At 47.0% G+C, this 12,022-nt stretch carries 21 protein-coding genes; 8 read left to right on the top strand and 13 right to left on the bottom strand.

What is annotated here, in order from left to right:
* Positions 1-190: 190 nt before the first annotated feature.
* The 7 genes from A1355_RS03995 to A1355_RS25585 form a co-directional block, all read right to left on the bottom strand.
* Positions 191-616 (bottom strand): hypothetical protein, encoded by a 426-nt coding sequence (locus A1355_RS03995; RefSeq protein ID WP_064025230.1) that lies wholly within the window; start codon positions 614-616, stop codon positions 191-193.
* Positions 617-765: 149 nt separating this feature from the next.
* Positions 766-1,215 (bottom strand): hypothetical protein, encoded by a 450-nt coding sequence (locus A1355_RS03990; RefSeq protein ID WP_157197742.1) that lies wholly within the window; start codon positions 1,213-1,215, stop codon positions 766-768.
* On the bottom strand, positions 1,212-1,517 hold the full coding sequence (locus A1355_RS25010; RefSeq protein WP_157197741.1) for a hypothetical protein: 306 nt from the start codon (positions 1,515-1,517) through the stop codon (positions 1,212-1,214). Before A1355_RS25010 ends, A1355_RS03990 begins: the two co-directional genes overlap by 4 nt.
* A gap of 741 nt (positions 1,518-2,258) precedes the next feature.
* Positions 2,259-2,432: a type II toxin-antitoxin system HicA family toxin gene (locus A1355_RS24175; RefSeq protein ID WP_064506545.1), complete on the bottom strand. Its 174-nt coding sequence runs from the start codon at positions 2,430-2,432 to the stop codon at positions 2,259-2,261.
* A complete protein-coding gene (locus A1355_RS03980) occupies positions 2,432-2,623 on the bottom strand; it encodes a hypothetical protein (RefSeq protein ID WP_064025224.1) in 192 nt (63 codons plus the stop codon). The genes A1355_RS24175 and A1355_RS03980 overlap by 1 nt, the downstream gene beginning before the upstream one ends.
* Positions 2,624-2,634: 11 nt before the next feature.
* On the bottom strand, positions 2,635-2,949 hold the full coding sequence (locus A1355_RS03975; protein ID WP_064025222.1) for a hypothetical protein: 315 nt from the start codon (positions 2,947-2,949) through the stop codon (positions 2,635-2,637).
* Positions 2,950-3,081: 132 nt separating this feature from the next.
* Positions 3,082-3,468 (bottom strand): hypothetical protein, encoded by a 387-nt coding sequence (locus A1355_RS25585; protein WP_197471713.1) that lies wholly within the window; start codon positions 3,466-3,468, stop codon positions 3,082-3,084.
* Between the two features lie 275 nt (positions 3,469-3,743).
* On the opposite strand from A1355_RS25585, the gene A1355_RS03965 reads away from it, so the two are divergent.
* The 4 genes from A1355_RS03965 to A1355_RS03955 all read left to right on the top strand — a co-directional run bounded on the left by A1355_RS03965 (position 3,744) and on the right by A1355_RS03955 (position 5,717).
* The gene (locus A1355_RS03965; RefSeq protein WP_082885352.1) at positions 3,744-4,592 is read left to right on the top strand and encodes a DUF4417 domain-containing protein; all 849 of its coding nucleotides are present in this window, start codon (positions 3,744-3,746) and stop codon (positions 4,590-4,592) included.
* A 7-nt stretch (positions 4,593-4,599) separates the two neighbouring features.
* Positions 4,600-4,740 (top strand): tyrosine-type recombinase/integrase, encoded by a 141-nt coding sequence (locus tag A1355_RS25580; protein ID WP_082885351.1) that lies wholly within the window; start codon positions 4,600-4,602, stop codon positions 4,738-4,740.
* 340 nt (positions 4,741-5,080) lie between these two features.
* Positions 5,081-5,341 (top strand): hypothetical protein, encoded by a 261-nt coding sequence (locus tag A1355_RS03960; protein WP_064025215.1) that lies wholly within the window; start codon positions 5,081-5,083, stop codon positions 5,339-5,341.
* Entirely contained in the window at positions 5,331-5,717 is a 387-nt protein-coding gene (locus A1355_RS03955) for a type II toxin-antitoxin system VapC family toxin (RefSeq protein ID WP_064025212.1), read from the top strand. Before A1355_RS03960 ends, A1355_RS03955 begins: the two co-directional genes overlap by 11 nt.
* Before the next feature lie 460 nt (positions 5,718-6,177).
* On the opposite strand, the gene A1355_RS03950 is transcribed toward A1355_RS03955, so the two are convergent.
* Positions 6,178-6,591 (bottom strand): PIN domain-containing protein, encoded by a 414-nt coding sequence (locus A1355_RS03950; protein WP_064025210.1) that lies wholly within the window; start codon positions 6,589-6,591, stop codon positions 6,178-6,180.
* 2 nt (positions 6,592-6,593) lie between these two features.
* The gene (locus A1355_RS03945) at positions 6,594-6,815 is read right to left on the bottom strand and encodes a hypothetical protein (RefSeq protein WP_026603668.1); all 222 of its coding nucleotides are present in this window, start codon (positions 6,813-6,815) and stop codon (positions 6,594-6,596) included.
* A gap of 313 nt (positions 6,816-7,128) precedes the next feature.
* Between A1355_RS03945 and A1355_RS03940 the strand changes: the two genes are divergently transcribed.
* Positions 7,129-7,599 (top strand): hypothetical protein, encoded by a 471-nt coding sequence (locus A1355_RS03940; RefSeq protein ID WP_064025206.1) that lies wholly within the window; start codon positions 7,129-7,131, stop codon positions 7,597-7,599.
* A gap of 144 nt (positions 7,600-7,743) precedes the next feature.
* Here the strand turns inward: A1355_RS03940 and A1355_RS03935 are convergent, their stop codons facing one another.
* The gene (locus A1355_RS03935) at positions 7,744-7,953 is read right to left on the bottom strand and encodes a cold-shock protein (RefSeq protein WP_064025204.1); all 210 of its coding nucleotides are present in this window, start codon (positions 7,951-7,953) and stop codon (positions 7,744-7,746) included.
* Between the two features lie 247 nt (positions 7,954-8,200).
* Here A1355_RS03935 and A1355_RS03925 point away from each other — a divergent pair.
* Positions 8,201-9,389 (top strand): IS3 family transposase gene (locus A1355_RS03925; protein ID WP_197471712.1). Its coding sequence is split into 2 segments (ribosomal slippage): positions 8,201-8,490 and positions 8,489-9,389, totalling 1,191 coding nucleotides; the frame shifts between segments, so codons are not numbered across the junction.
* 417 nt (positions 9,390-9,806) lie between these two features.
* On the opposite strand, the gene A1355_RS03920 is transcribed toward A1355_RS03925, so the two are convergent.
* Both A1355_RS03920 and A1355_RS03915 read right to left on the bottom strand, forming a co-directional pair.
* A complete protein-coding gene (locus tag A1355_RS03920; protein ID WP_064025198.1) occupies positions 9,807-10,280 on the bottom strand; it encodes a YbhB/YbcL family Raf kinase inhibitor-like protein in 474 nt (157 codons plus the stop codon).
* 125 nt (positions 10,281-10,405) lie between these two features.
* Positions 10,406-10,915 carry a DUF1993 domain-containing protein gene (locus A1355_RS03915; RefSeq protein ID WP_064025268.1) on the bottom strand — a complete coding sequence of 170 codons (510 nt, stop codon included), beginning with the start codon at positions 10,913-10,915 and terminating at the stop codon, positions 10,406-10,408.
* On the opposite strand from A1355_RS03915, the gene A1355_RS24995 reads away from it, so the two are divergent.
* Both A1355_RS24995 and A1355_RS03910 read left to right on the top strand, forming a co-directional pair.
* Positions 10,914-11,213, top strand: a complete 300-nt coding sequence (locus A1355_RS24995; protein WP_157197740.1) for a hypothetical protein — start codon at positions 10,914-10,916, stop codon at positions 11,211-11,213. The genes A1355_RS03915 and A1355_RS24995 overlap by 2 nt on opposite strands.
* Positions 11,214-11,244: 31 nt before the next feature.
* Entirely contained in the window at positions 11,245-11,496 is a 252-nt protein-coding gene (locus tag A1355_RS03910) for a type II toxin-antitoxin system ParD family antitoxin (protein ID WP_033159544.1), read from the top strand.
* A 209-nt stretch (positions 11,497-11,705) separates the two neighbouring features.
* Here A1355_RS03910 and A1355_RS03905 read toward each other — a convergent pair whose 3' ends face one another.
* Positions 11,706-11,987: a type II toxin-antitoxin system ParD family antitoxin gene (locus A1355_RS03905; RefSeq protein WP_064025196.1), complete on the bottom strand. Its 282-nt coding sequence runs from the start codon at positions 11,985-11,987 to the stop codon at positions 11,706-11,708.
* Positions 11,988-12,022: the final 35 nt, after the last annotated feature.

Here is a 12,022-nt window from a genome sequence, read left to right as displayed (position 1 = left end):
AAGCAAATATTATGAATAAAAACAGTAAAATACTGTGATTCATGAATGCCGATCAACAGTAATAAATCGTTTATTGTTGTGACTGTTAATCACTAGGTCGGCGGTTCGAGCCCGTCCGGGGGAGCCAAATAAATCAAGGGCTTAGACAGAAATGTCTAAGCCCTTTTTTATTGCGTGGTCACTTTGTTTTTCACTCAAATCCGAAAAAAATTCGTGTTTGATCGAAAAATATACGGCACCAAACGACAAATAAGGTTTGAATGCAGTTGTAAAGCATGATGCGATCCCCGAATAACCTGCACCAGTAATCAACCCGTTGCATCTGGCCTTTGTAGTCCTTTTTATTCCACCGCGACAGGTATTCGTCGCAGACTTCGCGGAACGTCTTGTAACGGATACGCTTGCCGGCCTTGATAAATAGTTCGGCGCCGCCCATGCGCTCGATGTCTTGCGGCGACAATTGCAACAACTCTTTCTTGGATAACGCATTGATGGCTTCCAATTTCGAGGCGTTACGAATCGCGAATAGATCAATACCAAGGTGAGCAAAAAGCGTAGCGCCGCCCATCCGTTCGACATCCGATTCGCTCAAGGCCGCCAATTGGCTCAGGTCCAATAATGGAATGGCCTTGATGTTGTTTTCGATGTCATCAGATCAGGCCTGCGCGAGTTTTTTGGAGGTAAAGGTTTTGTTTTTGACGATACCTTTCATGCGGACATCAGCGCGAAACTTACCGTTCGATAATGGTGGAATGTAAGCCATGATTAGGCCTCCGCGCGAGCTAAGGCGGAATCTTCGCCGAAAATAACTTCCAGAATGTCTTGGCGATGGCGAACGCCATTAAAACGGAAGTGGCTCTGAGCGATGTTGCAGTCCGGGTAATCTGTTAGCAATTCAAGCTGATAGCGGCGTGCGTCGGCCTCGGTCGTGAAGTAGCGATCGGCAATTGAAACCGACTGGCCTTGCTCGGCATCAAATGCCACCACGCTGAAAGCCGAGACATGATTGATCGCCGACTGATTAGTCGCGCTAAACTCGAAGCCCCCGGACTCGTCCTGCACGACTTGGCATTCTGGGTAATACGGCAACCTGAGGTATCGCCAAGCTTCGGCCTGTTCTAGGGATTGGAATCGCGGACCGATCAGATGATATTGGAGTGGGTGACCATCGCCACCCTGAACGACAAAAAATGTTCCTCGGGTCGCGCCGATCACTTCGCTGAGTAACTCCTGTCGAGCTTTGGAAAGCTCCGAGGAAAAAAACGAATTTCGCGGTGAAGAAACAGTTGATCGGCGTCGAGATGCCTGGCAGATTGCTCGGCATGTTGCCTTACGGCGTAGCGCTCGCCAAGAATTTTGTTTTCCGTGCCTACGGCAAATACTTCGACAGCATGCAGCTTAGACTCCGCGCAAGCGGAAAGCTTATCGGGGCTCTTGGAACGAATAGGGATTAGCAACGACTGCTCAGAAGGACGGTTGTCCTTTGAGCTTGGGAGGGATTGATTTAACTGGTTCATTACGCCACCTCATTGAGCAAATAATGCAGAGTGCGCCTAAATTTGCGCCTTGCTGCGGTTATGTTGCTTCAACTCGACGGCAATCCAGTTGACTTTGTCTTTCCGGTTCAAAGACTTAAAGATGGTGGGTCGTGTGCGATTCGAACGCACGATCATCGCGTTAAAAGTGCACCCAACAGCGAATTAATCTATATAAATCAATAACATAATAATGCGCAATTGCGTGACTTTGCACGACAGAGCATAACGAGTCACAACCGAAACACGCAAAATTCACGCAAGAACTCCCGGTCATACTGCCAAAAATGCCTGGTCAAATTCATGGCGTTGACAATAATTGGCAAATATTGTCATGATAACCGTGAGCACACAATGCTGCCACGTGTTTTTTGGCTAACGCCCTCAATCCAATCTGGCGTTATAAGCAGGAGCTAATCAATACGGCTAGTGTGTCATGCGGACTAATTGAGCCGGTGATGCGTGAAATCAAGTCACGCAAAATTCACGCAAGCCAAATTTCAGGCATAAAAAAAGCAGGTATCGAATTAACGATAACTGCTTGATTTTCCTAGTTATTCGATGGTGGGTCGTGTGCGATTCGAACGCACGACCATCGCATTAAAAGTTACTTGAAACGTGGCGCAACAAGCCTAAAAAGTAACTGAATCAAAGCCTTGTAAAATCATAGCTCGACTATAAACGGCTTAAAGCGTCACTGGTGTTGACGATTTGTTGACAGTATCAGCTTAGTTTCTTGATGATGGCTTTGGCAAGATGCTCGTCGATTTCGGTATGCCGTGGAACGGCTTGGGAATGTTGCGTTGAGGGGTTGGTGTACCAGTCGTGTTTGCCCCCGTGGCGGGTTAGCTGACAGCCAAATTCTTCTAGCTTGCGGATTAGATCGCGTCGCTTCATCAAGCAACCTGTAGCTTTTCGGTGTGTCGTATGTAAGGCACTGCATCGCTTTCCAGGTCTGCCAGTAAGTCTTTCAGGTGGTCTATTAGGTCTTCCTTGGTTTCGCCTTGGGTCATGTAGTCCGGGAATGCGTTTAGGTATCCCAGATAGAATTGTTCGGTTTTCCACCATGTGTATTCGATTTCTTTCATGTTCGTTATCTCTAATGTCCCGCGTTGATTACCCTGATTGCTGTGTGTGCGATTAGGTATAAAGACCAAAGTATTAATCCTATCAAAACGGGTATCGCAATCTTTTCGAGCAGTTTTTCGTACGCGAATTTGATTTGTCGTAACAGCGTTTTGGCTTTGATTGCTTTGCTGTTCTGGCCGGCTGGTAATGGGATGTTCGTCAGGTTCATATTGTCTAGAACATCGTAGGTCTTGCCCGTTGGTGTCCCGTCGCTGTGCCCGTTCTTGATTTTTCTGTCCCGTTCAGCTAATGCTTCGTGGTACCAGTCGCGGTCCAAAAGTCCCATTGCTCTACTCCTGCCTTCAGTTGCTTTTAAACGTTTCTCGGACGTTTCCTGTTGGTGTTTTGCTTTGTGTGTTCGCCCGTCATTCCTTAGGCTGAACAACAGCCTTCCATTTTAGTAAAGCTTTACTTGCCGTTATCCAGCCTTTTCTAGTTTTTGCCGGGTTTCCTCCAATTCTGGGCTGATCTGTCCTGCTTCGGGAATTGTCTCTCCGGTCATTACCCAGTAGACGTACTGAGGCCCAACTGTCTTTAAGCCTTCCATGTGGTCTTCGTTTACCCGAACTCTCCGGTTTCTTACGCTAACCCAGTCTTTGTCCTTTACGCCGGTTTTTCTTTCAAGCGCTGGATTAGTTAGGTCAATTGCTTTTAACGCGATGATTAGCCTTTCGCGGATTTCGCTCATGTTTTGATGAAATAGTTTCAAAATATCTTGACAAGATACAACATAAGATGAAATAATTTCATCGTGTTGTAAATGTACCCCAACAACCACCAATAGTACTCCAACAGGAAAAAACATGGAACAGACCCCGCCCTTCCTGCAATCGCCGGCCGTCCCGTTTATGGCTCAAACGAAATTTGCCGACATGACCGGATTTTCTCTGGGAGTGATTGAGGGTTGGATTGTTCGCGGCTAGTCATGGCCGGCATCACGGGATTATCGGGGCTCCCTCGATCAGGAAAGAGCTACACGGCGATCGAGCTGTTTGTATTGCCGGCATACTTAAACGGGACCAGGATTGATAGTTTGATGGTTGTTGCCTGTGATTAGCTGTACAAAATGAGTCCCGCCATATGTCCCGACACCAGCTTACCTTTCCACGCGTTCCTTATTCCGGTGAATTGCCGGTTCTTCAAAATTCCGTAGACCAGTATCAACCAACGGTATTTAGCCGTTTTGCGTCTTGGCCTCATGGTCCCTTCCATTGCTTTGTTGATGACTGGCGAATAGAAGCGATCTGGCGTAACCCCATCAAGCATGTAGATAGGGCGGCGCTCGCCGGCGTTGTTACTGCTCCGGACTTTTCAGTCTTCGCCGACTATCCCTACCACCTGGCGATGTATCAAATATGGCGTTCACGGCTCGTAGCGGCATTTTGGGCGGAGCACGGCGTGTATGTGGTGCCAGTGCTTCAATGGACGCACTCCAAAGACGTAAACCTGAAGGACTACTTCCAGGGCCTGCAATGGTGCGACGTGGTCGCGGTCAGGTGCCCTACAAAAGGTTCACAGGTAGAAGACGATTGGCAACGATGCGCGGAAGCTTTCCTGGCTGTCCATCGTCCGGAATTGGTGTTGCATTTCGGTTGTTCTCGCGGCTCTGAAGTTTGGCCGAATTGTGAGGTTTTGGCGTTGAATCCCAGTTCAGCGCGATCTAAAAAAGGGGTTCAGTCTGAGCTGGATAGTCTCGCTAATGTGTTTCTGACTCAAAGGCTTCATACCGGTTGCGCGGTGCATTTCTGCGCCGACGTGCAAGGCTGGGAGTGTCCGGACGACCTTGATTATCGTATGACGGCCAGGGCCAAGCGCGTGATGCGTCACTCTGGCTTATCCACGTTCGAGTATCAAGGTTCCGAAGTGGCTATGTGCTATAAACCTGCCGGAAGGTCAGAGAACGCATGTCTTGCGCCATACCTTTGCTAGTCATTACATGATGAACGGTGGAAATATTCTTGCGCTACAGAAGATTCTCGGCCATTCCACTTTAAACATGACCATGAAGTACGCTCACCTTGCGCCTGACTACCTAAGGGAGATTTTGCAAATCAACCCGGCGTTGACAGTCTGTTGACAGTGGTGGACAACAGGCATAAAAAAAGCCGTGAGGCTTTCGCCTAACAGCTTGTTTTTATTGCTTATTCGATGGTGGGTCGTGTGCGATTCGAACGCACGACCATTGCATTAAAAGTGCAATTATGGAATCATAACCAATTGATTTTATTGTAATTTCAATTATCGAATGTCGCGTATTATCCGTACAGATCACAACGAATCAGAACCAAGTCGCGTAAATCTCGCGTAAGATTTTTGCATATTTCTCTACCAAAATTACAGCGGCCCAGCCTGTAGTGTTCGTTCTCATCGTGAAAATCGTTATATAATATCAATTTTAAAATATATATTTTGTCGACATGCAACTCACAGCCTCACAACTTCAGTCGAAGCATAAAGTGCTCATTGATGCGCTCAAACGTGGTGAAACCGTTGAGATTACTTACCACGGCCAAACCCTGGGTATCGTTCATCCCGCTACTCCTACTGTCAATTCACAAGAGCAAGAAGCGGCAATGAATGAGTTTTTTGGTATGCACCAAGATTTAGGTATTGCCGATGTGGAAGATGAATTACGCCTTATTCGCAAAGGTCGGCGGAGCCTTTTGAGTGATCTTTGATACCAACATTTTGATTTATGCAGACCGAGGCGTAGCATCAGCCAAAGAGCTTATCATGAGCACACAGCATCGATCAATTTCCGCTGTCACCTACATGGAATACGTACCTTTTTGCCGCAACAAAAAGGAATTGGCAACGTTTGAAAAAATGCTTCAGGTTCTACAGTTCACCATCCATGAAATTGATCATGGAATTTCTTACCATGCACGGCAATTGGTTCGACAATTTGCACTAAGCCATAGCATGGAGATGGGCGATGCTTTAATTGCCGCCACTGCTATGGCACACAATGAATTGTTATGCACCGGCAACATTAAGCACTTCTCGCAAATCACTGGCTTGTTGCTTGATCATTATCAGTCCAACGAAAACTGATCAGAAAAGCCTATCCTAAAACTCTATTCGCGGTGAATGAATCTATTTAGGGAGTTGGCCTCACCGATTTTGATCTAGCGAGTTGAATGCAATAAAAATTATGAATGTTCAAACCAATTTTCTATTGTCTAACCGACACAATAGTCTTCCCATGTAAACTCACGATCTGTGTTTGATTCTTTACGTAAGGATTGGAGTTCATTGTCGTTAAATCCGATGTTGTCGGTCTGATTAAACCGACTGCGCCAATTCAAAATGGCTGAATTGAGGCTCTTATGTGTTCCGATAGAACATTTATACGGATCCTCAGAAATTAAGACCACAAAAGGTTTTCCATAGCGACTCAGATGGATTGCTTCCCCAGTTTCGAGTTGATGAATCAACTACGACAAGTTGTTTTTTGCTGCAGCCATCGCGCTTATTCTCATAGCTTTGACTCACTCAATAGATGTAGCAAGTTTTATGAGCTGATTTTGCTGATCAGATCAGAAGGTGAATAAATTGGCAGCATTGCCAGCTTAAAATCATTCGAGTTTCTTGTGACAACGCCATCCAGACCTATTGCAACGCCAGAAAAATAAAGCACAGCATCTTCAAAGTCAGTAAAGTCCGACTCAAGGGCAGACCTGAGCGTTGCAGTGTTTACTTCCGCAATTTCGAATAAATCTAACAAACAGCTGATCGCATCCTTTGACGCAGCTCTGCCTTTGGACTTGGTGATCAGATAATCGATTGTTGTGATGGTGGTTGCACACAAAGTACCGTCGATTATTTTGTTCTCAACCGCGCTTAACAGTTCAATTGCGGCTAATGAATGTGGCTTTCGATCTAGCAATACGTCGAGAATGATGTTCGTATCAAACAAGATTTTCATGCTCAAAGGTACTTATTCTCAAGATGCTGCTTGTAGTCAGCTTCATCGATAGCCGAACCGCTCATTAGGCCTATCAATGATTTTGTCTTGGGTGGAATGCTCTGCGTCAGAGCCTTTTCTTCAAGAAGCAACCGTTCAATAGCGGTTTTCACAAATTCTTGAACGTTGGGGTGTTTTAGCACTTGCTTACCAAGTTCGTCTGGTAAATCGATAGCGAGCTGCATGTAATTCTCCTGAGTATCACCTGGAACGATTATAAAGCTTAGGTTCGTTTTTGCTAAATCTGAGGCGTCAGAGTCCAAACTGACACTAACCAAAGATTCCTAATCCACTATCACCGGCCCAATACGGTCATTAGGCTCAAGGGCTGAAAATCAGGGGCTTTCTTAAGCCTGATAGTGGTCGAGTCACCTAGAATCACCAAAAACGCATCAAATTGCGAGTAACTGCAAAAAAAGCATTCAGTCTTTTAATCGATCAGCCGCTAACAACGACTATATCGCTTTCATTCCTTTACAGCCAACATCAGAGAGAAAAATGAAATTAGTACACGCTTTACATACCCTGCTGGTGTTGACCTTGATTGGCTGTAGTTCCACCCACACGCTCCAGCCGAGCGCACCGATTGATTATCACGCTGATGCCAGCGTGACAGCTAACCTTGATGTCGGAAGCAAAATTCAAGGTGAGGCGCATTCAACGCAAATTCTCTGGTTCATTACCTTGGGACCCAATAAGTTCGCGGATGGGGTCAATTTCACCGCTAATGGCACTGACCCAATCAGTCAGGTATTCCGATTCGATCCATTTTTCGCCGTCAAATCTGCCGCAGCCTACGATGCTGTCTCACAAGCCAATGCCGATGTGATTGTGGGTCCACGCTATATTATTGAAATCGACGATTACTTCATCTTCAGCAAGACCAAAGCCACGGTAAATGGATACAAAGGTACGATCAAAAAATTTAACAACTCGTTTCATTTTGACCCATCTAAGCTTGTACGCTGAATGCTTTGAAAACAATTACGCAAGACAGCTAAATCGGCGAAACAAAAAGCATCCACCGGAATCCTAATTGTCCTAATCAAGATTACTCAGAAAAACTAGTGACTAAATACCTACGCTTTGAAGCTGTTTTGCAAATATAAGCAATTACAAGGGCGTGACGTTCTCGGCTTGTGAGCCCTTGGCGCCGCTGGTCACTTCCATGGTGACACGTTGGCCTTCAGTCAGCGTTTTGCGACCACTACCTTGAATAACGCTGAAATGCACAAACACATCTTTGCCGCCGTCCTGTTCGATGAAGCCGAAGCCTTTATCATCGTTGAACCACTTTACCTTACCTTCTACTAGTGCTGCCATAAATCTCTCTTGCTCAAAAAACCATTGCTGGCGTATGTTCATGCGAACGGAGCGCCGATTATCCCACTATTTATGTCGGACGAGGTGAATTACCGAAGCTACGGTAACCGTTTGCTGAATAGTCAAAAGTGTTTTTTGCACCTTCAGTGGGTGATGACCGAGGTGTCTGCGGGAGGCTGACTAAAGTGGACCCCGAAATCCGGACAGTAGTTTAAGCTATGCCCTGACTGAAAATAATAGGCGGGAAATGAGCGAAAGCAAACGGAAGATATTTACAGGTGCGCAAAAGGCCAAGGTTGCGTTGGAAGCGGTGAAAGGCACAAAGACGATCAATGAGATCGCCCAAGAGCACGGCGTGCATCCCACCCAGGTCAGTCAATGGAAGAAGGAATTGCTGGATAATGCCGGCAGTCTGTTTGAAGGCAAGCGCGGCCCCAAATCGGTTAATGCGCAGAATGATCCAGACCGGCTTTACGCCAAGATCGGGCAACTGAATATGGAGCTGGACTGGCTTAAAAAAAGTCTGGGATCAGCCTGTAGAGGCGCGCCAAACCTGGATAAGGCCCGATGATGAGTTGCCGTTATCCAGGCAATGCGCCTTGCTCAAGGTCACGCGTTCCGTGGTGTACGAGCAGAAAAAGCGTTTGCTGAAAGCCGTAGATGAAGATGAATGTCTGTTGCTGCGCTTACTTGATGAGGAATATACGCGGCACCCTTTTTATGGTTCTCGGCGGATGACGAAGTATCTGCATGGCTGTGGCTATGCGGTTAATCGCAAGCGAGTTCAGCGCTTGATGCAAACCCTCGGATTGGCGGGCATGCCGCCGGGTCCCAATACCAGCAAGTCGCATCCGCAGCATAAGACTTATCCGTATCTGTTGAGGGGCGTCGACATCATCCGGCCCAACCAGGTGTGGAGTACCGACATCACCTATATTCGGCTACCGCGCGGCTTTGTCTATCTGGTGGCGATCATCGATTGGTACAGCCGCAAGGTACTGGCATGGCGATTGTCGAATACCCTGGACGCCGGGTTTTGCGTGGACTGTTTGGACGAAGCCATCAAGGCCTATGGAGCGCCCGAGATCTTTAATAGCGACCAGGGATCGCAATTTACCAGCGACGCTTTCACCGGCGTATTGATCGAGCACGGCATCACGATCAGCATGGACGGACGAGGTCGGGCTCTGGACAATATTTTTGTCGAACGGCTATGGCGAACGGTGAAATACGAAGAGGTGTATTTGAAACAGCACGGTAGCCTGCAGGACTTGTTGATGGGCTTGACTCGCTACTTCATGTTTTACAACGAGGAGCGGCTGCATCAATCCTTGGGTTACGAAACGCCAGAGGTGGTGTATCGAACGGCGACGGGCGGCGGCGCCAAGATCGTGGATAAATTTAACGAGGTACAGGAAGCGTCAGCTCTTGTATAGAAGAATTGGGACAGCGCCATTCAGCTGGAGTATGAACAGGGCTCTATCTTAAACCCAGCAATAATTTGTCTGGACAATGGGGTCCACTTTAGACTGCAACCCCTTCCAGCACTGAAGGTTGAGCCTTCCGTCGTTTCCATGAAGGCACATCCGCCATCACCCGAACGATATCAGCGATAGGTTTGCCATAGCGAATAACCCTAACGGACTCACCTGCCTCAACAATATCGAAGTACTGTTTGGCGTGGTACGGACTTCGGTAAAGGTAGCTTGTTTCATAGCCAGACTCCGGATGTACATGCCGTCAATATAGTCGAGCATTTACTGCTATTGGTGTTGGTGGATTTCGTCTTAACCAACTGTTCAATATGTTGCCATCCGCTCCAAGCAAGGCAAAACGGCTTCCAACCAGTGCCTTCACTGTTTCTGATACGTTCCAATAACTTCGGCTTGTTCAAGAATATGGCCTTTCATTGCCACTTCGAGTTGTGCTTTGGTAGGTTGATTCAGATCGGGCAATTCGATGTCTAGTGCGTACAGTTTATGAAAGTAACGGTGCCGGCCAATAGGCGGACAGGGGCCACCGTAACCGGTACGCTTCCAGTCGTTTTTTCCTTGCCGAGTCGATCCCGGTAGCTTGCTGGCGGCAACGGCTTGCGGTAACTCGCTGACTGTCGGTGGAATGTTATATAGCACCCAATGTACCCAAGTCATTTTAGGGTTTTCAGGATCAGGTGCATCGGGATCATCGACGATCAACACCAAGCTTTTGGTTGGTGCGGGCGCACCCGACCAACTCAACGCCGGTGAACTGTCATCGCCTTGGCAAGTGAATTGTTGGGGAATTTCACCCTGATGGACAAAATCGGCTGACTTCAGGCTCATCGACATAGGCGGCATCCTCTGATCTGCAATAGCGTTATTGGCAGGTGTTGCGTTAAAAACGGTAACAAATATTGCAATGAAACCAAGACGTTTGACAAAATTCGTGACTCGTCTCCTGGACCAAAATTGCGTCAGTAAATTGTACCCAGGAAATCATTCTTGCCAATCTCAACACCGTTATGCCGCAAAATCGCATAAGTGGTAGTGACATGGAAATAGACATTGGGTAAAACAAAATCTGTCAGATAAGCTAGGCCTTTAAACTCCACCGTTTTGTCGTGCATCGGCAAAAGAATGGTCTTCTCTTCAGTCTCGTCAATTTGCTCGGCTTTAAAGGATTTAAGCAGGGTAATTGTCTTATCGATTCGGGCCAACAACTCAGCAAAGGTTGCTTCATTATCGTCGTACTTGGGCGGTTCTAAACCGGCCAGACGCGATACAGCCCCCTTGGCAACATCGGTAGCAATTTGCACCTGTCGTGATAATGGAAACATATCCGGGTAAAGCCTGGCATGGACCAACACGGACGGATCAATTTTCTTGGCTTCTGCATGGCTTGCCGCCTTTTCGAGAATGGCCCGTAAATTGGTCAAGCTGTGAATAATGGGCGGAACAGTCACTGCATACATTGAGTGGGACATGATCATTTCTCCTGAAAGCGTTGTTCCAACCAGTGTAACCGAAGAGACGACAGGCGGTCTGGATTTGGCATTTTGCAAAGCGTTCAGCTGTTTGTCCAACAACCAACTCGTAGTGAATTATCGCAATGCAAAACCAGACTTTCAAATATTGCCATCAGTGAAAAATCACCGCACTGCAACAGAGCATAACGAGTCACAACCGAAACACGCAAAATTCACGCAAGAAATCCCGGTCATACTGCCAAAAATGCCTGATCAAATTCATGGCGTTGACAATAATTGGCAAATATTGTCATGATGTCCTGTCAGATTTTTATTGAGACCACGTCATGGCAACTATGAACATTTCACTCCCCGACCCTATGCGTGATTGGGTTCAAACTCAGATTCAAGACGGCAAATACTCTAGCAGCAGTGATTATGTGCGAGACCTGATACGCCGCGACCAAGAGACACGCCAACAACAGCAAGTCCTACAAGCCGCCATCACCGAAGGCTTAAAAAGCGGTATCAGCAACCGCTCTATGGATGATGTATTAAGAGAAGCCCAAGCGAGACTGGCTGCTCTGAATGCAAATTAAAAAAACTGTTCTTGCCGATGAAGACCTCATCGACATCTACTTGTGTGGTAGTCAAAACTTCGGACAATCTCAAGCCGAAATAACTGCTTCTTGTGATTACAGCGTATCGCACCGACATTGGCACCAACTCTGGATCATCATGTTGTCGTTATAAATTTCGCCCATAATCCATACGCTCGTGGAGCATGCGGGAAAGGATTAACGATAATTCATCCTGCGACATCTGTACTGACTTTCTTGCCGTTACGAGAATTGCTAAAAGCTTTTTCTGTGATCTTTTCCAACCGACTGGTTGAATAAGCAATTCCTTCGCCACGGTCCAACTGTTCATCGCCTAGTTGCACGGCAGCCCTGAGTTTTTCAAGTTTTTCATCTTCTTCCCACATACGTCTGATCGCATCGCGGACGACTTCGGAAGCGTTGCTGTAAAAGCCAGTGCCTACCTTGGTTTGAAGATAAAGCTCGATTTCAGGGGATAAATTGATATGCACGATTCACCTCATAAGACTCAACTTTAGACATTCAG

Source organism: Methylomonas koyamae, from assembly GCF_001644025.1.
Lineage (GTDB): Bacteria > Pseudomonadota > Gammaproteobacteria > Methylococcales > Methylomonadaceae > Methylomonas > Methylomonas koyamae_A.
Note: the sequence above shows the minus strand (reverse complement) of the source record. Positions and strands in the feature narration are given on the sequence as shown.

Coding starts and splice junctions, on each gene's coding strand:
- A1355_RS03940 (WP_064025206.1), top strand. CDS start 7,129: ATGAAATTAGTACACGCTTTACATACCCTGCTGGTGTTGACCTTGATT.
- A1355_RS03960 (WP_064025215.1), top strand. CDS start 5,081: ATGCAACTCACAGCCTCACAACTTCAGTCGAAGCATAAAGTGCTCATT.
- A1355_RS03975 (WP_064025222.1), bottom strand. CDS start 2,949: ATGGGACTTTTGGACCGCGACTGGTACCACGAAGCATTAGCTGAACGG.
- A1355_RS03950 (WP_064025210.1), bottom strand. CDS start 6,591: ATGAAAATCTTGTTTGATACGAACATCATTCTCGACGTATTGCTAGAT.
- A1355_RS25580 (WP_082885351.1), top strand. CDS start 4,600: ATGATGAACGGTGGAAATATTCTTGCGCTACAGAAGATTCTCGGCCAT.
- A1355_RS25585 (WP_197471713.1), bottom strand. CDS start 3,468: ATGTTTTTTCCTGTTGGAGTACTATTGGTGGTTGTTGGGGTACATTTA.
- A1355_RS03965 (WP_082885352.1), top strand. CDS start 3,744: ATGTCCCGACACCAGCTTACCTTTCCACGCGTTCCTTATTCCGGTGAA.
- A1355_RS24995 (WP_157197740.1), top strand. CDS start 10,914: ATGATCATTTCTCCTGAAAGCGTTGTTCCAACCAGTGTAACCGAAGAG.
- A1355_RS03935 (WP_064025204.1), bottom strand. CDS start 7,953: ATGGCAGCACTAGTAGAAGGTAAGGTAAAGTGGTTCAACGATGATAAA.
- A1355_RS24175 (WP_064506545.1), bottom strand. CDS start 2,432: ATGAAGCGACGCGATCTAATCCGCAAGCTAGAAGAATTTGGCTGTCAG.
- A1355_RS03980 (WP_064025224.1), bottom strand. CDS start 2,623: ATGAAAGAAATCGAATACACATGGTGGAAAACCGAACAATTCTATCTG.
- A1355_RS25010 (WP_157197741.1), bottom strand. CDS start 1,517: ATGAACCAGTTAAATCAATCCCTCCCAAGCTCAAAGGACAACCGTCCT.
- A1355_RS03915 (WP_064025268.1), bottom strand. CDS start 10,915: ATGTCCCACTCAATGTATGCAGTGACTGTTCCGCCCATTATTCACAGC.
- A1355_RS03920 (WP_064025198.1), bottom strand. CDS start 10,280: ATGTCGATGAGCCTGAAGTCAGCCGATTTTGTCCATCAGGGTGAAATT.
- A1355_RS03910 (WP_033159544.1), top strand. CDS start 11,245: ATGGCAACTATGAACATTTCACTCCCCGACCCTATGCGTGATTGGGTT.
- A1355_RS03945 (WP_026603668.1), bottom strand. CDS start 6,815: ATGCAGCTCGCTATCGATTTACCAGACGAACTTGGTAAGCAAGTGCTA.